This is a genomic window from Pantoea sp. GD03673 (assembly GCF_029844725.1).
GTDB lineage: Bacteria > Pseudomonadota > Gammaproteobacteria > Enterobacterales > Enterobacteriaceae > Pantoea.
The window spans coordinates 40052-61060 of record NZ_JAOCKJ010000006.1 but is presented as its reverse complement, the minus strand read 5'-3'; the positions used below and the strand labels follow the sequence as shown (position 1 = coordinate 61060).

General features: G+C 57.1%; 20 protein-coding genes. 16 read left to right on the top strand and 4 right to left on the bottom strand.

Annotation, left to right across the window (positions count from 1 at the left end):
* Nucleotides 1-70 precede the first annotated feature (70 nt).
* The gene (gene queD, locus N5J69_RS12760; RefSeq protein ID WP_013358878.1) at nt 71-430 is read right to left on the bottom strand and encodes a 6-carboxytetrahydropterin synthase QueD; all 360 of its coding nucleotides are present in this window, start codon (nt 428-430) and stop codon (nt 71-73) included.
* A gap of 298 nt (nt 431-728) precedes the next feature.
* On the opposite strand from queD, the gene cysJ reads away from it, so the two are divergent.
* The 3 genes from cysJ to N5J69_RS12745 are packed head-to-tail and all read left to right on the top strand — an operon-like array spanning nt 729 to nt 4992.
* Nucleotides 729-2540 (top strand): NADPH-dependent assimilatory sulfite reductase flavoprotein subunit, encoded by a 1812-nt coding sequence (gene cysJ, locus N5J69_RS12755; protein ID WP_279770752.1) that lies wholly within the window; start codon nt 729-731, stop codon nt 2538-2540.
* Nucleotides 2540-4261 (top strand): assimilatory sulfite reductase (NADPH) hemoprotein subunit, encoded by a 1722-nt coding sequence (gene cysI / locus N5J69_RS12750; RefSeq protein WP_279770751.1) that lies wholly within the window; start codon nt 2540-2542, stop codon nt 4259-4261. Before cysJ ends, cysI begins: the two co-directional genes overlap by 1 nt.
* A complete protein-coding gene (locus N5J69_RS12745; protein WP_279770749.1) occupies nt 4258-4992 on the top strand; it encodes a phosphoadenylyl-sulfate reductase in 735 nt (244 codons plus the stop codon). Before cysI ends, N5J69_RS12745 begins: the two co-directional genes overlap by 4 nt.
* Nucleotides 4993-5050: 58 nt before the next feature.
* Here the strand turns inward: N5J69_RS12745 and N5J69_RS12740 are convergent, their stop codons facing one another.
* On the bottom strand, nt 5051-5335 hold the full coding sequence (locus N5J69_RS12740; protein ID WP_279770747.1) for a YciI family protein: 285 nt from the start codon (nt 5333-5335) through the stop codon (nt 5051-5053).
* A gap of 9 nt (nt 5336-5344) precedes the next feature.
* Nucleotides 5345-6358 carry an aminopeptidase gene (locus N5J69_RS12735; RefSeq protein WP_279770746.1) on the bottom strand — a complete coding sequence of 338 codons (1014 nt, stop codon included), beginning with the start codon at nt 6356-6358 and terminating at the stop codon, nt 5345-5347.
* Between the two features lie 379 nt (nt 6359-6737).
* Between N5J69_RS12735 and cysG the strand changes: the two genes are divergently transcribed.
* The 13 genes from cysG (at nt 6738) to rpoS (ending at nt 18100) form a co-directional block, all read left to right on the top strand.
* The gene (gene cysG / locus N5J69_RS12730; RefSeq protein ID WP_279770745.1) at nt 6738-8153 is read left to right on the top strand and encodes a siroheme synthase CysG; all 1416 of its coding nucleotides are present in this window, start codon (nt 6738-6740) and stop codon (nt 8151-8153) included.
* A 9-nt stretch (nt 8154-8162) separates the two neighbouring features.
* Nucleotides 8163-9071, top strand: coding sequence for a sulfate adenylyltransferase subunit CysD (gene cysD, locus N5J69_RS12725; protein WP_004571204.1), 909 nt, complete (start codon nt 8163-8165; stop codon nt 9069-9071).
* An 11-nt stretch (nt 9072-9082) separates the two neighbouring features.
* Nucleotides 9083-10510, top strand: a complete 1428-nt coding sequence (cysN, locus tag N5J69_RS12720; RefSeq protein ID WP_279770744.1) for a sulfate adenylyltransferase subunit CysN — start codon at nt 9083-9085, stop codon at nt 10508-10510.
* A complete protein-coding gene (gene cysC / locus N5J69_RS12715; RefSeq protein ID WP_279770743.1) occupies nt 10510-11115 on the top strand; it encodes an adenylyl-sulfate kinase in 606 nt (201 codons plus the stop codon). The genes cysN and cysC overlap by 1 nt, the downstream gene beginning before the upstream one ends.
* Before the next feature lie 54 nt (nt 11116-11169).
* Complete coding sequence (locus N5J69_RS12710) at nt 11170-11490, top strand: DUF3561 family protein (RefSeq protein ID WP_279770741.1); 321 nt, start codon at nt 11170-11172, stop codon at nt 11488-11490.
* A gap of 168 nt (nt 11491-11658) precedes the next feature.
* Nucleotides 11659-11976: a cell division protein FtsB gene (gene ftsB / locus N5J69_RS12705; RefSeq protein ID WP_009086936.1), complete on the top strand. Its 318-nt coding sequence runs from the start codon at nt 11659-11661 to the stop codon at nt 11974-11976.
* A 3-nt stretch (nt 11977-11979) separates the two neighbouring features.
* Entirely contained in the window at nt 11980-12696 is a 717-nt protein-coding gene (ispD, locus tag N5J69_RS12700; RefSeq protein ID WP_279770739.1) for a 2-C-methyl-D-erythritol 4-phosphate cytidylyltransferase, read from the top strand.
* On the top strand, nt 12696-13178 hold the full coding sequence (gene ispF / locus N5J69_RS12695; protein WP_010248541.1) for a 2-C-methyl-D-erythritol 2,4-cyclodiphosphate synthase: 483 nt from the start codon (nt 12696-12698) through the stop codon (nt 13176-13178). The genes ispD and ispF overlap by 1 nt, the downstream gene beginning before the upstream one ends.
* Nucleotides 13175-14215 carry a tRNA pseudouridine(13) synthase TruD gene (gene truD / locus N5J69_RS12690; protein WP_279770737.1) on the top strand — a complete coding sequence of 347 codons (1041 nt, stop codon included), beginning with the start codon at nt 13175-13177 and terminating at the stop codon, nt 14213-14215. The genes ispF and truD overlap by 4 nt, the downstream gene beginning before the upstream one ends.
* Nucleotides 14216-14406: 191 nt before the next feature.
* Nucleotides 14407-15168, top strand: coding sequence for a 5'/3'-nucleotidase SurE (gene surE, locus N5J69_RS12685; protein ID WP_279770735.1), 762 nt, complete (start codon nt 14407-14409; stop codon nt 15166-15168).
* Entirely contained in the window at nt 15162-15788 is a 627-nt protein-coding gene (locus tag N5J69_RS12680) for a protein-L-isoaspartate(D-aspartate) O-methyltransferase (RefSeq protein ID WP_013358862.1), read from the top strand. Before surE ends, N5J69_RS12680 begins: the two co-directional genes overlap by 7 nt.
* Nucleotides 15789-15949: 161 nt before the next feature.
* Complete coding sequence (gene nlpD / locus N5J69_RS12675) at nt 15950-17050, top strand: murein hydrolase activator NlpD (RefSeq protein ID WP_279771206.1); 1101 nt, start codon at nt 15950-15952, stop codon at nt 17048-17050.
* Between the two features lie 57 nt (nt 17051-17107).
* Nucleotides 17108-18100 (top strand): RNA polymerase sigma factor RpoS, encoded by a 993-nt coding sequence (gene rpoS, locus N5J69_RS12670; protein WP_009086923.1) that lies wholly within the window; start codon nt 17108-17110, stop codon nt 18098-18100.
* Between the two features lie 132 nt (nt 18101-18232).
* Here the strand turns inward: rpoS and mutS are convergent, their stop codons facing one another.
* Complete coding sequence (mutS, locus tag N5J69_RS12665) at nt 18233-20794, bottom strand: DNA mismatch repair protein MutS (RefSeq protein ID WP_279770731.1); 2562 nt, start codon at nt 20792-20794, stop codon at nt 18233-18235.
* Nucleotides 20795-21009: the final 215 nt, after the last annotated feature.

The window sequence follows — 21009 nt, the reverse complement described above, 5'->3', positions numbered from 1 at the left end:
ACAGGGAAGGGGCGGTTGATGCGGGATGGAAGGGGAAGGACGTCGGATCGAAAGGCTCGATCCGACAGGCTTAGCCGCGGTAAACGCAGCCTGCAGTGCAGGTTTCTTTGATCATTACCGCGCTCAACAGCGGCAGTTGCGGCTTCATCTGATCCCAGATCCATTTCGCCAGCACTTCGCTGGTGGGATTTTCCAGGCCAGGAATATCATTCAGGTAATAATGGTCGAGCCGATTGTACAGAGGCTTGAACGCCGCCTTCAGTTCAGCAAAATCCATAACCCAGCCGGTATGCGCATCCACTTCGCCGGTAATCTCCAGACGAACCAGGAACGAATGACCGTGCAGACGGCCACATTTGTGTCCGGCCGGCACATTCGGGAGATGGTGCGCGGCTTCGAACTGGAACTCTTTAAACAGGGTGGTAGACATAGTGGTTCTCAGACATTAAAAAACCGCTGGATTCTACCTGATTACCGCTTTTTTCGCACCCGCGCCGCACAAAGCGATACTTTCGGCCCCGATTGCCGGATAGCCTCCAGCTAATTAACTGATATATCACCCCTTTACTTACCACTTTTAATGATTATCCCTACCAGGAAAACCACTTAGTCATTTTGGTTATTTGATATGTCGAAGGCGTATTTAATCGTTAATATACAGCCCGGTAACCTACGCACTCTTCCGCCATTTTACGGTCCGGACTTCTGATACTGGAATTTTTAACGCGATGACGACTCAGGCACCTGGTTCAATGCTTCCGTTCTCCCCGGAACAACTCGCCCGCTTACAGGCGGCGACGACAGATTATTCCCCGACTCAACTGGCGTGGCTGTCAGGCTATTTCTGGGGCCGGGTAGAGCAGACGCCGGGGAGCGCCGTCGCCAGCAGCGCGCCGCCAGCCCCCGCCGCCGAAGCGCCGGTGATTACCCTGCTTTCTGCCTCTCAGACCGGCAACGCCCGTCGTCTGGCGGAGCAGTTGCGTGATGACCTGCTGGCCGCGAAGCTGAACGTAAACCTGGTGAATGCCGGTGATTACAAGTTCAAACAGATTGGCCAGGAAAAAATGCTGGTGGTCGTGACCTCCACGCAGGGTGAAGGTGAGCCGCCGGAAGAGGCGGTGGCGCTGCACAAATTCCTGATGTCGAAAAAGGCACCGAAAATGGAGGGGGCTGCGTTTGCGGTGTTTGGCCTCGGCGACACCTCCTATGAATTCTTCAGTCAGGCGGGCAAAGATTTTGACAGCCGTCTGGCGGAACTGGGCGGCGAGCGTCTGCTGGATCGCGTCGACGCGGATGTTGAGTATGCGGAGCAGGCAACGGCCTGGCGGACTGCGCTGACGGAGATTCTCAGACAGCGCGTTCCGACAGAATCTCCGGCGCAGGCTGCGGCGACAGCGGCAGGCAGCGTCAACGAAGTCACCACCAGTCCCTACAGCAAAGAATCTCCGCTCAGCGCCAGTCTGGCGGTGAACCAGAAAATTACCGGACGTGATTCAGACAAAGATGTGCGCCATATTGAAATCGATCTGGGTGACTCCGGTCTGCGCTACCAGCCCGGCGATGCGCTGGGCATCTGGTATGAAAACGACACGGCGCTGGTCAGCGAACTGCTTGAGCTGGTCTGGCTGAAAGGTGATGAGCCGGTAGAAATTCAGGGCAGCACCCTGCCGCTGGCTGAGGCGCTGCAGAAGCACTTCGAGCTGACAGTGAACACGGCGCAGATTGTTGCGCAGTACGCTCAGCTGTCACGTAACGCTGAGCTGCTGTCGCTGGTGGATGATAAAGCCCGGTTGCAGCACTATGCGCAGCGCTATCCGATTGTGGATATGGTGCGGCTGGCACCGGCTGAACTCAGCGCTGAACAGCTGACCGGACTGCTTCGTCCGCTGACGCCGCGTCTCTACTCCATCGCCTCTTCTCAGGCCGAAACCGATACCGAAGTCCACATCACCGTGGGTGCCGTGCGCTTCGACATTGAAGGTCGCCAGCGCGGCGGCGGCGCATCGACCTGGCTGGCCGATCGCATCGAAGAAGAGGGCGAAGTACGGGTCTTCATCGAGCACAACGATAATTTCCGTCTGCCGGCTAATCCTGACGCGCCTGTGATCATGATTGGCCCCGGCACCGGCATTGCGCCGTTCCGCGCCTTTATGCAGCAGCGTGACAACGACGGCGCCAGCGGCAAAAACTGGCTATTCTTTGGCAATCCCCACTTCACCGACGATTTCCTCTATCAGGTAGAGTGGCAGAAATATGTTAAGGATGGTCTGCTGACGAATATCGACCTCGCCTGGTCACGCGATCAGGCAGAGAAGATTTACGTACAGGATAAGATCCGCGCGAAAGGAGCCGAAGTGTGGCGCTGGATTGAAGAGGGCGCGCATCTTTATGTCTGTGGCGACGCGAATCGTATGGCAAAAGACGTCGAGCAGGCACTGCTGGATGTGGTGGTCGAACACGGCGGAATGGATCGTGAAACGGCCGACGAATTTTTAAGTGAGCTGCGCATTGAGCGCCGTTATCAGCGAGACGTTTACTAATGAGCGATAAACACCCTGGACCGCTGGTTGTAGAAGGCAAATTATCAGATGCTGAGCGTCTGAAGAAGCAGAGCAATTATCTGCGCGGCACCATCAAAGAAGATCTGGAAGAGGGTCTGACCGGCGGCTTTACCGGCGACAACTTCCTGCTGATCCGTTTCCACGGCATGTACCAGCAGGACGATCGTGACATCCGTGCCGAGCGTGCGGAGCAGAAGCTGGAGCCACGCCACGCCATGATGCTGCGCTGCCGTCTGCCGGGCGGCATCATTACGCCGACTCAGTGGCTGGCCATCGACAAATTTGCCACCGATAAAACAATCTATGGCAGCATCCGTCTGACCAACCGTCAGACCTTCCAGTTTCACGGCATTCTGAAGAAGAACGTCAAACCGACGCATCAGATGCTGCATGAAGTGGGGCTGGATGCGCTGGCGACCGCCAACGATGTAAACCGTAACGTACTCTGTACGTCGAACCCGGTTGAGTCGGCGCTGCATCAGGAAGCGTATGAGTGGGCGAAGAAGCTCTCTGAGCATCTGCTGCCGCGCACCCGTGCGTATGCCGAGATCTGGTGGGATAAAGAGAAGGTCGCGACAACAGACGAAGAACCGATTCTTGGTGAAACCTATCTGCCGCGTAAATTCAAAACCACCGTGGTGATCCCGCCGCACAACGACGTGGATCTGCACGCCAACGATCTGAACTTTGTTGCGATCGCTGAAAACGGCAAGCTGGTGGGCTTCAACCTGCTGGTGGGCGGCGGGCTGTCAATTGAGCACGGTAATAAAGCGACTTATGCGCGCACCGCCAGCGAGTTTGGTTACTTCCCGGTAGAGAAGATCCTCGATGTTGCCGAGGCGGTTGTGACCACTCAGCGTGACTGGGGTAACCGTACCGATCGTAAAAACGCGAAAACCAAGTACACCCTGGAACGCGTGGGCGTCGGCACCTTTAAAGCGGAAGTTGAAAAGCGAGCTGGCGTGACGTTTGAGCCGATTCGCCCGTACGAGTTCACCACCCGTGGCGATCGCATTGGCTGGATTAAAGGCATCGACAACCAATGGCACCTGACGCTGTTTATTGAGAATGGCCGCCTGCTCGACTATCCGGGCCGACCGCTGAAAAGCGGCATCGCAGAAATTGCGAAAATCCATCAGGGTGATTTCCGCCTGACCGCCAACCAGAATCTGATTGTGGCGGGCGTGCCGGAAAGCGAAAAAGCACAGATCGAAGCGATCGCCCGTGAACATGGTCTGATGGATCATGTTACGCCGCAGCGCGAAAACTCCATGGCCTGCGTGGCCTTCCCGACCTGTCCGCTGGCAATGGCGGAAGCAGAACGCTTCCTGCCCGCGTTCGTGACCAAAGTAGAGGGCATAATGCATGCCCACGGCGTCGGTGATGAGCACATAGTGTTACGCGTTACCGGTTGTCCGAACGGTTGTGGCCGTGCCATGCTGGCAGAGGTGGGTCTGGTGGGTAAAGCGCCAGGCCGCTATAACCTGCATCTGGGCGGAAACCGCAGCGGAACGCGTATTCCCCGTATGTACCGTGAGAACATTAACGAAAGCGAAATCCTCGCCGCCCTTGATGAGCTGGTGGGACGCTGGGCCACCGAGCGCCAGGCCGCTGAAGGCTTTGGTGACTTCACCATCCGCGCGGGCATTGTTGCGCCGGTGCTGGACCCGGCACGCGATTTTTGGGAGGAAGCAAAATGAGTCAGCCCGACCTCGCAGCACTGAATGAGATGTCCAAAGTCCAGCGTGCGATGGCGCTGGCCGCGACCAATGCGCAGCTGGAGAAGTCATCAGCGGAAGAGCGGGTCAGCTGGGCGCTGGAGAATCTGCCGGGTGCCTATGTGCTCTCCTCCAGCTTCGGTATTCAGGCCGCGGTGTCGCTGCATCTGGTGACGCGTCAGCAGCCCGATATTCCGGTGATCCTGACCGACACCGGCTATCTTTTTCCGGAGACCTATCGTTTTATTGATGAGCTGGCGGACCAGCTCAACCTCAACCTCAAAGTGTTCCGCGCCGAAACCTCACCGGCCTGGCAGGAAGCACGCTACGGCAAACTGTGGGAGCAGGGCGTTGAAGGGATTGAGAAATATAACGAGATTAACAAAGTTGAGCCGATGAATCGTGCTCTGGAAACCCTGGGTGCGCAGACCTGGTTTGCTGGCCTGCGTCGCGACCAGTCTGGCAGCCGGGCGAATCTGCCGGTGCTGGGCGTGCAGCGAGGCGTCTTTAAGCTGCTGCCGATTATCGACTGGGATAACCGCCAGATTCATCAGTACCTGGAGCAGCACAAGCTGAAGTACCACCCGCTGTGGGATGAAGGCTATCTTTCGGTCGGCGATACGCACACCACCCGCAAGTGGGAGCCGGGTATGGCAGAAGAAGAGACGCGCTTCTTTGGCCTCAAGCGCGAGTGTGGTCTGCACGAAGGCTAATGCCGTGCTTCTCTCCTCTGTAAGGGGGAGAGAAGTTCTTCGCCTCCGTCAGTTAAAGCTAAACGGCGTTTAATCCGGCAAACGCCTCCGCAGCGCGAGTCACATTCACCTTTGTCACCTCATACTGCGCCACAGCGACAAACGGATCTTCCGCCAGGATTGCATCCAGCCGTTCACGCTCAATATCCCTGACCAGTAACATGCCGCCCGTGCGCGGATCTTTACGTCCCGCAGCAATAAAACAGCCTGCCTCAAAATAGCGATCCAGCCATTCGATATGCGCAGCCAGCAGCGCTTCAACCTCGTCTACCGGACGAACGTAATTCAGAAAGACCACATACATGTCAGATCCTCACACTTTGGGATTGGTCAGTTCGCTGATCAGCGGCAGCAATATGCGGACGCTGTCGCGGGTTCGCAACGCTATCTGGCCGGGCAGCCAGCGATCGAGATAACTCAGATTATCCAGGTCAGTCTGATGACGGGTGACGCCATCCGGAAAATGGTGGCTGCGGTGACGCTGCATTGCGCCATCTTTGTTACCCAGCGTCCAGTTGCTGGCGGTGACATCCAGCAGCGGAAAGCCCGCCTTGTCGAAGCCGTTCAGACCCTTGAAGTCTTTGCGGTTCAGCGTGTGGCTGGCAGCAGGAATGCCCTGCTGACGGGCCAGTATCAGAGCGCGTTCGCTGGTCTGTTTGCGCACTGCCCGGGGCGTGTTCATGCCGCTGTTGAAATAGAGATGATCGCCGGTGATCAGGCTGTTCAGATCGATCACCAGCAGGGTGTTTTTCTTCTCACGCGCACTCATCCGCTCAACGTAATCCTCCATGCCGTGCAGGTCGTTTTCTCCGGCGCTTAGCGCCACAAAGCGGATGCCGTAGTGCAGGGGTTTGCGACTCAGCTGCTGCGCCAGCTCCAGCATCACACCCAGACCCGACGCATTATCATCAACGCCCTGCAGGCGTAAGCCGCCCACATTGTGATGAACCTGACTGGTGTTTTGCGGCGTCCAGGTATCCAGGTGCGCCACGATCAGAATCTCCTGCGGCACGCTGCCTGCGCGTGCCGCAATCACCGACGTTGCCGTGAGCTTATGCCAGCGCTGCGTGCCGTCATCTTCCTGCCACTGATAGCCGGTGTTGAACTGACGGGTATTGGTCTTATACCCCAGCGAGGTAAACTGCTGCTGCAGATAGTCAGCGGCCATCAGCTCAGCCGGACTCCCGCTCATCCGGCCAGGAAAATAAGTGGCGATGTGCCGGACCTGCTGCTCAGCAAACTGACCCGCTGGCGCGGCCAGGGCCAGCGGGGAAATGAGTGCGCTCAACAAAACTGTCGCGACCCTCAGGCGGAGGGAACAAAACATAGTGCATCCTTTTTTTTCATTATTATCCGGGATCATCCGGGAGCCGATCGGCACGCAGGCCAGGGCCCGTCATGCCGTGCGCATTATACCCTTTTTGTTCTGCGAGCTGGTTAGCGGAATCGGGCGCGGCGCGGCGTGAAAGCACGAACGCACGGTTATTGCTGGCACTTATCTGCTTTTGCCGCCCCAGGTGCGGCTGCTGTTGTGTGAGCCTGTTCACGAAAAAGCCATTAAATTTCATCTGTTAAGATCAAATTGTTCTGTGCTTTGCGACGTCGTTATTCCATTCGGTAACTACTCATTCCAATTCGTAATTTCATCTGGATAAACTCAGCGACGTATAGTCGCGTTAATACAAAGTTAAAACATCAGGGTTAACGTGGACTATTTGCCTCTTTTTGCCGATCTCTCTGGCCGCCCGGTTCTGGTTGTCGGCGGTGGAGATATTGCGGCGCGAAAAATTGAACTGCTGCGTCGCGCACGCGCGCGCGTTCAGATCGCATCTCGTGAGCTCTGCCCTGAACTGCAGGCACTGCTGGACAAGCAGGAGCTGGAATGGGTGGCGACCGCGTTTGACCCGGCCCAGCTGGATGGCGTTTTCCTGGTGATTGCCGCCACTGACGACAACCAGCTCAATACCCAGGTGTTTGAAGCTGCAAACGCACGGCATAAGCTGGTCAACGTGGTCGACGACCAGCCAAAATGCACCTTTATCTTCCCCTCGATTGTTGACCGCTCACCGCTGGTGGTGGCGATCTCCTCCAGCGGCACCGCACCGGTGCTGGCTCGTATGCTGCGCGAAAAAATCGAAACGCTGCTGCCCGCCAGCCTCGGTCAGATGGCTGAGGTGGCCGGACTCTGGCGCGATAAAGTCAAACAGCGCTTCAGCCGCATGTCTGACCGTCGGCGTTTCTGGGAGCGGGCCTTCGACGGTCTGTTCGCCAGTCAGATGTCAGCCGGTAATGTTGACGAGGCGAAGCGCACGCTGGACCGTGAACTGCAGGAAGAACCGACCCGTCAGGGCGAGATTTTTCTGGTGGGTGCCGGACCGGGTGATAGCGGGCTGCTGACGCTGCGTGGCCTGCAGGTGATGCAGTTAGCCGATGTGGTGCTCTATGACCACCTGGTCAGCGAAGAGGTGCTGGATCTTGTGCGCCGCGATGCCGATCGCATCTGCGTCGGCAAACGCGCCAGCGCGCATACATTGCCCCAGGAAGAGATCAATCAGTTGCTGGTCGCGCTGGCGCTGAAAGGCAAGCGTGTTGTCCGCCTCAAAGGGGGCGATCCCTTTATCTTTGGCCGTGGCGGTGAAGAGCTTCAGGCGGCTCAGCAGGCGGGCGTGCCGTTTCAGGTGGTGCCGGGCGTTACCGCAGCGGCTGGTGCAACGGCCTATGCCGGTATTCCACTGACGCACCGTGACTATGCGCAGAGCGTGATGTTTATTACCGGCCACTGCCGTCCCGATGGGGATGACATTGACTGGTCATCCCTGGCGCGTGCGCGTCAGACGCTGGCGATCTACATGGGGACGGTTAAAGCGGCTGCTATCAGCGAAGCGCTGATTCAGCACGGTCGTGCGCCATCCACGCCAGTGGCGGTGATCAGTCGCGGCACCCGTCAGGATCAACAGGTGCTGACCGGCACCTTAGAACAACTTGAGGCGCTGGCCGCCTCGGCACCCACTCCGGCGCTGCTGGTGATCGGAGAGGTGGTTAATCTGCACGGGCAACTCGCCTGGTTTAAACATTCAGCACAGCAGGGGACTCGCGAGTCCGCCGTTGTCAATCTGGCTTGAGGGAAAATCATGGACCAAAAACGACTCACTCATCTGCGTCAGCTGGAGGCGGAGAGTATCCATATCATTCGCGAAGTGGCGGCGGAGTTCAGCAACCCGGTGATGATGTATTCCATCGGCAAAGACTCATCAGTCATGCTGCATCTGGCGCGTAAAGCCTTTTATCCGGGCACGCTGCCGTTCCCGTTGCTGCATGTGGATACCGGCTGGAAATTCCGTGAAATGTATGAGTTTCGCGACCGCACCGTGAAAGCGATGGGCGCAGAGTTGCTGGTTCACCGCAACCCGGAAGGCGTGGCAATGGGCATTAACCCCTTTGTTCACGGCAGTGCCAAACACACTGACATCATGAAGACCGAAGGGCTGAAGCAGGCGCTGAACAAATACGGTTTTGATGCGGCCTTCGGCGGCGCACGCCGTGATGAAGAGAAGTCACGCGCCAAAGAGCGTATCTACTCCTTCCGTGACCGTTTCCATCGCTGGGACCCGAAAAACCAGCGCCCTGAGCTGTGGCACAACTATAACGGCCAGATCAACAAGGGCGAAAGCATCCGCGTTTTCCCGCTGTCGAACTGGACTGAACTGGATATCTGGCAGTACATCTTCCTGGAAAACATCGAGATTGTACCGCTCTATCTCGCGGCTCCCCGTCCGGTGCTGGAGCGTGATGGCATGCTGATGATGATCGATGACGATCGCATCAACCTGCAGCCGGGTGAAGAGATCACCCAGCGGATGGTCCGCTTCCGTACCCTCGGCTGCTGGCCGCTGACCGGCGCGGTGGAGTCCGACGCGCAGACGCTGCCGGAGATCATCGAAGAGATGCTGGTCTCCACCACCAGCGAGCGTCAGGGCCGCATGATCGACCGCGATCAGTCCGGTTCGATGGAACTGAAAAAACGCCAGGGTTACTTCTAAGGAGACGCCAGATGAATACCGTAATTGCACAACAGATTGCCGACCAGGGCGGCGTTGAAGCCTGGCTGACCGCTCAACAGCATAAGAGCCTGCTGCGTTTTCTGACCTGCGGCAGCGTTGACGATGGAAAAAGTACCCTGATTGGTCGTCTGCTGCACGACACCCGTCAGATCTATGAAGATCAGCTTTCATCTCTGCACAACGACAGCAAACGTCACGGTACCCAGGGCGAGAAGCTCGATCTGGCCCTGCTGGTGGATGGCCTGCAGGCTGAACGTGAGCAGGGCATAACGATTGATGTGGCCTACCGCTATTTCTCGACCGAAAAGCGTAAATTTATTATCGCGGATACGCCGGGACATGAGCAGTACACCCGCAACATGGCGACCGGCGCGTCAACCTGCGATCTGGCAATCCTGCTGATCGATGCGCGTAAAGGCGTACTGGATCAGACCCGCCGTCACAGCTTTATCTCAACGCTGCTGGGGATCAAACACCTGGTGGTGGCGATCAACAAGATGGATCTGGTGGCGTACGATCAGGCGCGTTTCGAGCAGATCAAACAGGATTACCTCGACTTTGCTGCCCAGCTGCCGGAAGACCTCGACATTCGCTTTGTGCCGATGTCGGCGCTGGAAGGGGACAACGTCGCCTCGGCCAGCCAGACTATGCCGTGGTACAGCGGCCCGACCCTGCTGGATGTGCTGGAAACCGTGGAGCTGAAGCGCGTCGTGGATCATCAGCCGATGCGTTTCCCGGTGCAGTACGTGAACCGTCCGAATCTGGATTTCCGTGGCTATGCCGGTACGCTGGCGTCAGGCAGCGTGCAGATGGGCCAGCGCGTTAAAGTGCTGCCGTCTGGCGTGGAATCCACTATTGCCCGCATTGTGACCTTTGATGGCGATCTGCAGGAAGCAGGCGCAGGTGAAGCGATCACGCTGGTGCTGCAGGATGAGATTGATATCAGCCGTGGCGATCTGCTGGTGGATGCCAGCGAAGCGCTTTCTGCGGTGCAGTCTGCCAGCGTTGATGTGGTCTGGATGGCGGAACAACCGCTGCAGGCCGGTCAGAGCTATGACCTGAAAATCGCCGGTAAGAAAACCCGTGGCCGGGTTGAAAAGGTGCTGCATCAGGTCGAGATCAACTCGCTGGAGACCCTTCAGGTCGATTCGCTGCCGCTGAACGGCATCGGTCGCATTGAAATTACCTTTGATGAACCGATGGTGCTCGACAGCTATCAGCAGAATCCGGTGACCGGCGGCATGATCTTTATCGATCGCCTGAGCAACGTTACCGTGGGTGCTGGCATGATCCATCAGCCAAACCAGGACGCTCCGGTTAACCGCGGTGAGTTCAGCGCGTTTGAGCTGGAACTGAATGCGCTGGTGCGCCGTCACTTCCCACACTGGAACGCACGCGACCTGCTGGGCGGTCAATAATGGCGCAGCACGATGATAACGTGGTCTGGCATGACCATCCGGTGTCACGCGCTTCACGCGAACAGCAGCACGGCCATCAGGGCGTGGTGCTGTGGTTTACCGGGCTTTCGGGCTCGGGAAAATCGACCGTTGCTGGCGCGCTGGAGCAGGCGCTGCATCGCATCGGCGTCAGCACCTATCTGCTGGATGGTGACAATGTGCGTCACGGCCTCTGCCGTGACCTCGGTTTCAGCGATGATGACCGTAAAGAGAACATCCGTCGGGTGGGTGAAGTGGCGAAACTGATGGTGGATGCCGGCCTTGTGGTACTCACCGCCTTTATTTCGCCGCATCGCGCCGAACGTCAGATGGTGCGCGACCTGCTGGGGCCAGGGCAGTTTATCGAGGTCTTTGTCGATACGCCGTTAGCGGTGTGTGAAGCGCGCGATCCGAAAGGGTTGTACCGCAAAGCACGCGCTGGTGAACTGCGTAATTTCACCGGCATTGACAGCGTCTATGAGGCACCGGATAGCCCGGAAATCCGGCTCGATGGTGAACAATTGGTTACAAAACTGGCCGCCCAATTGTTAGACCTGCTGCGCGACCGCGATATCATCAGATCCTGAAGAGACAGCGGCAAATCGTTTCTGGTTTGCCGCCCTCGCGTCAACAGGATGCCTATGCAGAACATCACCCCAATGCTCGCTCGTAAAGATGACTCCACCCCGGATGAGCCGCGCTCATTGCTGCCGGGCGGCGTTATCGGCTTTCTCGCTTACTGGTGCGCGCTGGCGATCCCCTTTCTGCTGTTCGGCTCTAACACACTGTTTTTCTTTCTTTATACCTGGCCATTCTTTCTGGCGCTGTTGCCGGTAGCCGTTGTCACCGGTATCGCACTGAATACGCTGCTGAGCGGACAGTGGCTCTGGGCTGCGCTCGCCACGGTGATTCTGGTGGTCACGCTTTTCTGGTTAATGTTCTCATTTCTCTCCGGCTGGTAAGCTCTTACTCCGCCGCGCTGATGTGCAAACGCATCGGCAGGTTACAAATCTTTTCCCGCCAGAATCGGCACTGATTATCCCGACGCGCAGCAAAGCATGCCATTTTCGCCGCTGGTGTGGAGTCCTGTGCAAAGTTATGGGATGATTGGGCCGTTTTTAGGGGGCGGGATGGGAAAACTGACGTTACTGTTATTGGTGCTGCTTGGCTGGCTGCAATATTCGTTGTGGCTGGGGAAAAACGGCATCCATGACTATACGCGCGTCAATGATGATGTCGCGGTGCAACAGGCAAACAATGCCAAACTGAAATCGCGAAACGATCAGCTGTTTGCCGAAATTGACGATCTCAATGGCGGTTCGGAAGCGATCGAGGAGCGCGCACGCAATGAACTGGGCATGATTAAGCCCGGTGAGACCTTCTATCGCCTGGTGCCTGACCAGAACAAACGCAACGCGCAACAATCTGCGCAAAACCAACAACGATAACACATGAACACTCTGGCCTCCCTTGCGGATGTGATTGCCGTGGTGCCCGCGGCCGGGATCGGCAGCCGCATGCAGGCAACCTGTCCTAAGCAGTACCTGACGATTGGTCAGCACACCCTTCTGGAACACAGCATTGCGCGTCTGTTTTCCCATCCTGCTATTAAATCGGTGATCGTCGCCCTCAGCCCTGATGACCAGCACTTCGCCTCACTGCCGCTGGCACGCGATCCGCGTGTGGTCAGGGTCACCGGCGGAGAGACCCGCGCCGAATCGGTGCTGGCTGGTCTTCAGGCCGCCCAGGGATCCGCCTGGGTGCTGGTCCATGACGCTGCGCGCCCCTGTCTGCATCCCGACGACCTCCAGCAGCTGCTTAACGTGCGCGAACAGAGCCACGTGGGCGGGATTCTGGCCGCGCCCGTGCGCGACACCATGAAACGGGGCGAGCCGGGCAAAGCGGCGGTGGCGCATACCGTGGAACGCGACGATCTCTGGCACGCTTTAACGCCGCAATTTTTCCCTCATGCGCTGCTCACCGCCTGCCTGACGCGGGCGCTGGCAGAAGGTGCCACCATCACCGATGAAGCGTCGGCGCTGGAATATTGCGGCTACCATCCGCTGCTGGTCAGCGGACGCAGTGACAACATCAAAGTCACCCGGCCAGAAGATCTGGCGCTGGCGGCTTTTTATCTGAGTCAGATTCAATTAAAGGAGAGCGCATGATGCGTATCGGTCACGGTTTTGACGTTCACGCGTTTGGCGGAGAAGGTCCGTTAGTGATTGGCGGTGTGCGGATCCCGTTTGAACAGGGTTTTATCGCGCATTCAGATGGCGATGTGGCGCTGCATGCGCTGACTGACGCGCTGCTGGGCGCGGTCGCGATGGGGGACATCGGCAAGCTGTTTCCTGACACCGATCCGGCCTTTAAAGGGGCGGACAGCCGTGGCCTGCTGCGTGAGGCCTGGCGTCGTATCGAAGCCAAAGGCTATCGCATCGGTAATGTCGATGTCACCATTATTGCTCAGGCACCGAAAATGCTGCCGCACGTGCCACAGATGCGCATCAACATCGCAGAAGATTTGGGCTGCCATATGGATGCGGTCAACGTCAAAGCGACCACCACCGAGAAGCTCGGCTTCACCGGACGCGGCGAAGGCATCGCCTGTGAAGCGGTCGCGTTAGTACTGAAAGCTGACAGCCAATGACGCTGAATTACCTGCACGGCATGCCCGTGGCCTCTGGCGTGATCAAAGCCAATCCGGAAGACTTCGTGGTGGTTGAAGACCTCGGGTATGGCGCGGATGGGGAAGGTGAGCACCTGCTGGTGCGCATCCGTAAAGTCGGGGCCAATACGCGCTTTGTCGCGGAGGCGCTGGCTAAGTATCTTGGTATTCATCAGCGCGACATGAGCTATGCCGGGATGAAAGACCGCCATGCGGTCACGGAGCAGACCCTCTGTTTTCGTCTGCCAGGTAATGCGATGCCCGATCTGCGTGGTTTCGCGCTGGAAGGCGTTGATATTCTGCAGGTGGTGCGCCACAAACGTAAGCTGCGCATCGGCGCACTGGCGGGAAACGCGTTCCGGCTGGTTATCCGTCAGATCAGCGACCGTGAAGCCGTTGAAACACGTTTGGCACAGATTCGCGATGCGGGCGTGCCGAACTATTTTGGTGAGCAGCGTTTTGGTCGTGGCGGCAATAACCTGGTGATGGCAGAAAAGTGGGCGCGCAATGAGATCATCGTTCGCGACCGCAACAAACGCAGCCTGATGCTCTCTGCCGCACGCAGCGCGCTGTTTAATCAGGTGACCAGTGCGCGTCTGCAACAGCAGGGCGGCCTGACTCAGGTGCTCAGCGGCGATGCCTTGCAGCTGACCGGTCGCGGCAGCTGGTTTGTCGCGCAGCCTGATGACCTGGCAGAGTCGCAGCGCCGGGTTGAGCAGCATGAGCTGCGTATCACCGCGCCGTTGCCGGGACGGGGTGAGCCTGGCCCGCAGGCTGACGCGCTGGCCTTTGAACAGCAGGTACTGGCGGATGCGTCGCTGCTGCCGGGATTGATCGAACGCGAGAAGGTCGATGCTGCACGCCGCGCCATGCTGGTGGTGCCACGCGATATGCAGTGGCGCTGGTGGGATGACGTCACGCTTGAACTGTCGTTCTGGCTACCAGCAGGCAGCTTTGCCACCAGCGTGGTCCGGGAACTGCTGACTCACCCGGATTCGCCCGAACAACCTGATGAGTAATCTTCGCCGCAACATGACCCACAGTGTGGATAATGTTGCGGCAAACCCCCTCCGTCGTGTGATTTACGCCTACCACTTCCTTGCATGCCTCGCTAGAATGCAAAAATCGCTGTCCAATCATCACCTGTTGCCATGCCGTTAAAACAGGTTCAGTCACGGCGACCAGTCGAATAAAAAAAGGTCAGAACGAAATGCGGATATTGCTCAGCAACGATGATGGCATTCATGCGCCAGGTATTCAGACTCTGGCAAAAGCACTGCGGCAGATTGCTGACGTGCAGGTTGTTGCCCCCGATCGTAACCGAAGCGGTGCCTCAAATTCCTTAACGCTTGAAACGCCCCTGCGCACGTTCACCCATGAAAATGGCGATATCGCGGTTCAGATGGGCACGCCCACCGATTGTGTCTATCTGGGCGTGAATGCGCTGATGCAGCCGCGTCCCGACATTGTGGTGTCAGGCATCAATGCCGGCCCCAATCTGGGCGATGATGTGATCTACTCCGGCACGGTGGCGGCGGCGATGGAAGGGCGGCATCTTGGTTTACCGGCAATAGCGGTTTCACTTAATGGCCATCAGCACTACGCCACCGCGGCGGCTGTGACCTGCGCTATCCTCAGAGCGCTCACGCACGAACCGCTGCGCACCGGCCGCATACTCAATATCAATGTGCCCGATCTCCCGCTGTCTGAAGTGAAAGGTATCCGCGTGACGCGCTGTGGCAGCCGCCATCCGGCTGATCAGGTGATTGCGCAGCAGGATCCACGCGGCAATACTCTCTACTGGATTGGACCACCAGGCGAAAAACTGGATGCGGGCCCGGATACGGACTTTGCCGCCGTGGATCAGGGCTACGTTTCTGTTACCGCCCTGCATGTCGATTTAACGGCGCACAGCGCGCAGAACGTGCTCAGTGACTGGCTGGCTAAAGCTGAGGTGAACCTGGCATGGTGAATCGGCGTATTGAGACGTTGCTGTCACAACTGCGTCAGCAGGGTATTGATGATGAAAACCTGCTGAAAGCCATTAGCGAGGTGCCACGCGAACGTTTTATCGACGAGGCTTTCGAGCATAAAGCCTGGGACAATGTGGCCTTGCCTATCGGCTCCGGGCAGACGATATCACAGCCTTATATGGTTGCGCGGATGACCGCGTTGCTCGGGCTGAATCCGCATTCGCGTGTACTTGAGATTGGTACGGGTTCAGGTTACCAGACGGCAATTCTTGCCCATCTGGTAGACCATGTTTATTCAGTGGAACGCATCAAAGGGCTGCAATGGCAGGCTAAACGTCGTCTTAAACAGCTGGACCTGCATAATGTCTCAACCCGTCATGGCGATGGCTGGCAGGGCTGGCCTTCTCGCGGTCCGTTCGATGCCATTATTGTTACCGCAGCTCCACCGGAAATTCCGATTGCGCTGATAGCACAACTGGCAGAAGGCGGCATTATGGTGCTGCCGGTTGGCGAAGATCAGCAGGTACTCAAGCGCCTGCGCCGTCAGGGCGAAGAAGTCACGGAAGAGATCATTGAACCGGTGCGTTTTGTCCCGCTGGTGCAGGGCGATCTCGCCTGACTCTCTTCGTATTTCTTCACAACTGTTTCATGGCACCACCGGGTTGATATTGTTACTATCCGGTTTATCAACGAAAACACAGATTTTATCGCGCCGCGCAGAGCATTCTGCTGGCAGGTACAGTGAAACAGATAGATCAGCGTTGCCATCACGGGGGATTAATGAGCACGGGAAGCACACTTTTTCAGTTACGCCGTCTGGCGGCACTTTCACTGGCAGGATTCTGGCTGGCTGGCTGCAGCTCCGGCGACAACTCACAGGCTCCCATCAGTCGCGTTGGCGATAATGGCAGCATGATGAACAGCCAGGCTGGCGCAGACACGGTTTCGGGTGGTGTTCCTGCCGCGCCGTCCCAGGGACAAATGTTAAGCAGAAATTCAGCATCTGTCCCCAGCAATGGTGGAATGATTAGTACCAGCGGTAATGTTGAGACGCAGAACGGCCGGATAGTGTACAACCGCAGTTACCAGAATATTCCTAAGGGTAGCTACTCCGGTGAAACATATACCGTTAAGCGCGGAGACACCTTATTTTACATTGCCTGGATTACCGGCAACGATTTCCGTGATTTAGCCCAGCGCAACAACGTTCCCGCGCCATACAGCCTGAATGTGGGTCAGACTCTGCAGATTGGCAACGGGTCTGGTCAGCCAATTACCGGTGGCAATCCCATTACCGTTGCTGATGCAACGCAGGGCGGCGTTCCGGCGGCACCACAAATTAAATCGCCTGCTGTTGCACAGCAACCTGTTATTACGTATTCTGATGATTCAGGTAATTCGGGTGGCAGCAAATTGTTGCCTTCGAAAGGAGCAAATGTTGCAACGACAACAGCTCCGGTTGTTACCGCACCCCCAACGGTTAGCAGTACGACCAACAGTTCAACGCCGGTCGGAAGCTGGCGCTGGCCGACTGACGGGAAGATTATCGATAACTTCTCTGCTGCCGAAGGCGGCAATAAAGGTATCGATATCGCCGGGACGCGCGGACAATCTGTGGTCGCCACTGCTTCAGGACGAGTGGTCTACGCAGGTAACGCACTCCGGGGTTACGGTAATTTAATCATCATTAAACACAACGATGATTACCTGAGCGCCTACGCCCACAACGATACAATGCTGGTTCGGGAACAACAGGAAGTTAAGGCGGGGCAAAAAATCGCTACCATGGGTAGCACCGGAACCAGTTCAGTCAGATTACATTTTGAAATTCGTTACAAGGGGAAATCCGTAAACCCGTTGCGTTATTTACCGCAGCGATAATCCGGCAGAACAAACCCTTTTTATGTTCTGCCCTGGAATCACGGGTAGGAGCCGCTTATGAGCCAGAATACGCTGAAAGTAAACGAGTTACATGAGAACGCGGAATTCGATGAGAACGGAGCTGAAATTTTCGACGAGAAGGCCCTTGTTGAAAATGAAGCCAGTGATAGCGACGTAGCGGAAGAAGAGTTGCTATCACAGGGTGCGACGCAACGTGTATTAGATGCGACGCAGCTCTATCTTGGGGAGATTGGCTATTCTCCGTTGTTAACGGCAGAGGAAGAAGTTTTCTTCGCTCGCCGTGCATTGCGGGGTGATATCCCTTCCCGTCGCCGTATGATCGAAAGTAACTTACGCCTGGTGGTGAAAATCGCCCGTCGTTACAGCAATCGTGGTTTAGCTCTGCTGGACCTGATTGAAGAAGGTAACCTCGGCCTGATTCGCGCCGTAGAGAAATTTGACCCGGAGCGCGGGTTCCGTTTCTCTACGTACGCCACCTGGTGGATTCGTCAGACTATTGAACGGGCGATCATGAATCAAACCCGTACTATTCGTCTGCCGATTCACATTGTTAAAGAACTGAACGTTTATCTGCGCACCGCGCGTGAGCTTTCCCACAAGCTTGACCATGAGCCAAGTGCGGAGGAGATCGCCGAACAGCTCGATAAACCGGTTGATGACGTAAGCCGTATGTTGCGTCTCAACGAACGCATTACCTCAGTTGATACGCCTTTGGGCGGTGATTCTGAAAAAGCGCTGCTGGATATCCTGGCCGATGAGAAAGACAACGGCCCGGAAGACACCACGCAGGACGATGATATGAAACAAAGCATCGTCAAGTGGCTGTTCGAACTGAACGCCAAGCAGCGTGAAGTGCTGGCTCGTCGCTTTGGCCTGTTGGGCTATGAAGCGGCAACGCTTGAGGATGTTGGTCGTGAAATCGGCTTAACCCGTGAGCGTGTACGTCAGATTCAGGTTGAAGGCTTGCGCCGTCTGCGCGAAATCCTGCAGGCGCAGGGTCTCAACATTGAAGCACTGTTTCGTGAATAACCGTCTGTAACAAGGCCTGAGTACGAATGCAAAAAGCGGTGGTGATAACCACCGCTTTTTTTATGCCTGCAGAAAGCGATCTGCGGTATAACGTCAGCACCACACCGCGTGTTCACACGATGTGGCGTGCTATCAGACCAGCGATTTAAGCCGATAAATCCAGTCAAGAGCCTGACGCGGTGTCAGCGTATCCGGATCCAGCGCTTCCAGTGCCTCGACTGCTGGCGAGGTCTCTTCCACCAGCAGCGGCAGCTGAGAACCGTCTACCGTTGATGATGCCGAGTGGTTTGAAACGGTCTCAAGCTCTTTCAGCTTGTTGCGCGCCCGCTTAATCACCTCTTTGGGCACACCAGCCAGCGCGGCGACGGCCAGACCATAACTCTTACTTGCAGCACCTTCCTGAACGCTGTGCATAAAGGCGATAGTATCGCCGTGCTCAACCGCATCCAGGTGGACGTTGACCACGCCTTCCATTTTTTCCGGCAGGGTGGTCAGCTCGAAGTAGTGGGTGGCAAACAGCGTCATCGCCTTAATGCGGTTCGCCAGGTTTTCGGCACAGGCCCAGGCCAGCGATAAACCGTCGTAGGTTGAGGTGCCGCGCCCAATTTCATCCATCAGCACCAGGCTGTTCTCGGTGGCGTTATGCAGGATGTTGGCGGTTTCGGTCATCTCAACCATAAAGGTTGAGCGCCCGGAGGCGAGATCGTCAGCGGCACCGACGCGGGTAAAGATGCGATCCAGCGGGCCAATCAGCGTTTCATCGGCAGGCACAAAACTGCCAATCCAGGCCATCAGCGCAATCAGCGCGGCCTGTCGCATATAGGTGCTTTTACCGCCCATGTTGGGGCCGGTGATGATCAGCATTCTGCGCTGCGGTGCCAGTGACAGCGGATTGGCAATAAAGGGCTCCTTCAGAACCTGCTCAACCACAGGGTGACGACCGCCACTGATTTTAATGCCGGCTTTATCCTGCAACACAGGACGGCAATAGTTCAGGGTCCAGGCACGTTCTGCCAGGTTGCTTAACACGTCCAGCTCGGCAAGCGCAGCAGCACTTAGCTGCAGCGCTTCAAGATGCGGCAGCAGCTGATCGAAGAGCGCGTCATACAGGCTTTTTTCCAGCGACAGCGCTTTGCCCTTAGAGGTGAGGACTTTGTCTTCATACTCTTTCAGTTCCGGGATGATGTAGCGCTCCGCGTTTTTCAGCGTCTGACGGCGGACATAGTGCATCGGGACCTGGTGGCTCTGTCCACGGCTGACCTGAATGTAATAGCCATGCACACCGTTAAAGCCGACCTTAAGCGTATCCAGCCCCAGCTTTTCGCGTTCGCGGATCTCCAGCCGGTCAAGGTAGTCTGTTGCGCCATCGGCCAGCGCACGCCACTCATCCAGCTCAGCGTTGTAACCGGGTGCAATAACCCCGCCGTCGCGAATCAGCACCGGCGGTGACTCAATCACTGCCTGCTCCAGCAGCTCACGTAACGCGGTGAACTCGCCCATCTGTGTGCGCAGCGTCTGCAGCTGTGGTGCCTCAACATCGGCCAGCAGCTGACGGAGTTCCGGCAGTTGCTGAAATGCGTGGCGCATACGGGCCAGGTCTCGCGGACGGGCGGTGCGCAGCGCCAGGCGCGCCAGGATTCGCTCCAGATCACCGACCTGACGCAGCACCGGTTGAAGCACGTCGCTGAGATTCTGCAGCTCAGCAATCGACGCCTGACGCTGGTTAATGATGCGCACATCGCGCAGCGGCATATGCAGCCATCGCTTCAGCATCCGGCTGCCCATCGGGGTCACGGTTTTATCCAGCACCGCTGCTAAGGTGTTGTCGGTGCCGCCTGCCAGGTTCTGGGTAATCTCCAGGTTACGGCGGGTGGCGGCATCCATGATGATGCTGTCCTGCTGCCGCTCCATGCTCAATGAACGGATGTGGGGCAGCGTAGTGCGCTGGGTATCTTTGACATATTGCAGCAGGCAGCCCGCCGCGCTCAGCGCGAGGTGCGCGTTTTCCACCCCGAAGCCACTGAGGTCGCGGGTGCCGAACTGCAGGTTCAGCTGCTGACGCGCGGTGTCGATCTCAAATTCCCACAGCGGACGGCGGCGCAGGCCACGACGCTGGTCGATCAGCGGCATCGCCTGAAAATCTTCGGGATAGAGCAGCTCGGCGGGGTTAGTGCGCTGCAGTTCTGCTGCCATGGTTTCAGCATCGGCAGGCTCGCTTAAGCGAAAACGGCCTGAGCTGATGTCGAGCGTGGCGTAGCCAAAGCCACGCGGGCTTTGCACAATCGCCGCCAGCAGGTTGTCATGCCGCTCCTGCAAGAGCGCCTCATCACTGATGGTGCCGGGTGTAACGATGCGCACCACTTTGCGCTCTACCGGGCCTTTGCTCAGCGCCGGGTCGCCTGTTTGCTCACAGATGGCAACCGATTCACCCAGCTGTACCAGCTTAGCCAGATAGCCTTCCACCGCATGATAGGGCACACCCGCCATCGGGATCGGTTCACCCGCGGACGCGCCACGTTTGGTGAGTGAAATCTCCAGCAACTGCGAAGCGCGTTTTGCATCGTCATAAAACAGCTCGTAGAAGTCACCCATACGGTAAAACAGCAGAATGTCAGGATGCTCCGCCTTGAGGCGCAGGTACTGCTGCATCATGGGGGTATGGGTGGAAAAGTCCTTTTCAGTTGGCTCTTGCATAAGGTTTTAACTCATCTTTAATGCGGTAAATTTCTGGCGGTCAACGCCAATGAAACCGAAAGGGATTCCAGGCGCGCAGGATAATCAGATGATAACGAATAGGGCAGGGCATATGCCAGCATGATGCATGGCCGTCATCCTGACCGGGTGTAACCTGACGGGCATCCTGGCAAATGTGGCGACGGCTGGCGACATAAAAGTCCGTTTTTTCATGA

Coding starts and splice junctions, on each gene's coding strand:
- ispF (WP_010248541.1), top strand. CDS start 12,696: ATGCGTATCGGTCACGGTTTTGACGTTCACGCGTTTGGCGGAGAAGGT.
- truD (WP_279770737.1), top strand. CDS start 13,175: ATGACGCTGAATTACCTGCACGGCATGCCCGTGGCCTCTGGCGTGATC.
- N5J69_RS12745 (WP_279770749.1), top strand. CDS start 4,258: ATGAGTCAGCCCGACCTCGCAGCACTGAATGAGATGTCCAAAGTCCAG.
- cysJ (WP_279770752.1), top strand. CDS start 729: ATGACGACTCAGGCACCTGGTTCAATGCTTCCGTTCTCCCCGGAACAA.
- N5J69_RS12735 (WP_279770746.1), bottom strand. CDS start 6,358: ATGTTTTGTTCCCTCCGCCTGAGGGTCGCGACAGTTTTGTTGAGCGCA.
- cysC (WP_279770743.1), top strand. CDS start 10,510: ATGGCGCAGCACGATGATAACGTGGTCTGGCATGACCATCCGGTGTCA.
- surE (WP_279770735.1), top strand. CDS start 14,407: ATGCGGATATTGCTCAGCAACGATGATGGCATTCATGCGCCAGGTATT.
- ftsB (WP_009086936.1), top strand. CDS start 11,659: ATGGGAAAACTGACGTTACTGTTATTGGTGCTGCTTGGCTGGCTGCAA.
- N5J69_RS12740 (WP_279770747.1), bottom strand. CDS start 5,335: ATGTATGTGGTCTTTCTGAATTACGTTCGTCCGGTAGACGAGGTTGAA.
- cysN (WP_279770744.1), top strand. CDS start 9,083: ATGAATACCGTAATTGCACAACAGATTGCCGACCAGGGCGGCGTTGAA.
- N5J69_RS12710 (WP_279770741.1), top strand. CDS start 11,170: ATGCAGAACATCACCCCAATGCTCGCTCGTAAAGATGACTCCACCCCG.
- rpoS (WP_009086923.1), top strand. CDS start 17,108: ATGAGCCAGAATACGCTGAAAGTAAACGAGTTACATGAGAACGCGGAA.
- N5J69_RS12680 (WP_013358862.1), top strand. CDS start 15,162: ATGGTGAATCGGCGTATTGAGACGTTGCTGTCACAACTGCGTCAGCAG.
- mutS (WP_279770731.1), bottom strand. CDS start 20,794: ATGCAAGAGCCAACTGAAAAGGACTTTTCCACCCATACCCCCATGATG.
- nlpD (WP_279771206.1), top strand. CDS start 15,950: ATGAGCACGGGAAGCACACTTTTTCAGTTACGCCGTCTGGCGGCACTT.
- ispD (WP_279770739.1), top strand. CDS start 11,980: ATGAACACTCTGGCCTCCCTTGCGGATGTGATTGCCGTGGTGCCCGCG.
- cysD (WP_004571204.1), top strand. CDS start 8,163: ATGGACCAAAAACGACTCACTCATCTGCGTCAGCTGGAGGCGGAGAGT.
- cysI (WP_279770751.1), top strand. CDS start 2,540: ATGAGCGATAAACACCCTGGACCGCTGGTTGTAGAAGGCAAATTATCA.
- queD (WP_013358878.1), bottom strand. CDS start 430: ATGTCTACCACCCTGTTTAAAGAGTTCCAGTTCGAAGCCGCGCACCAT.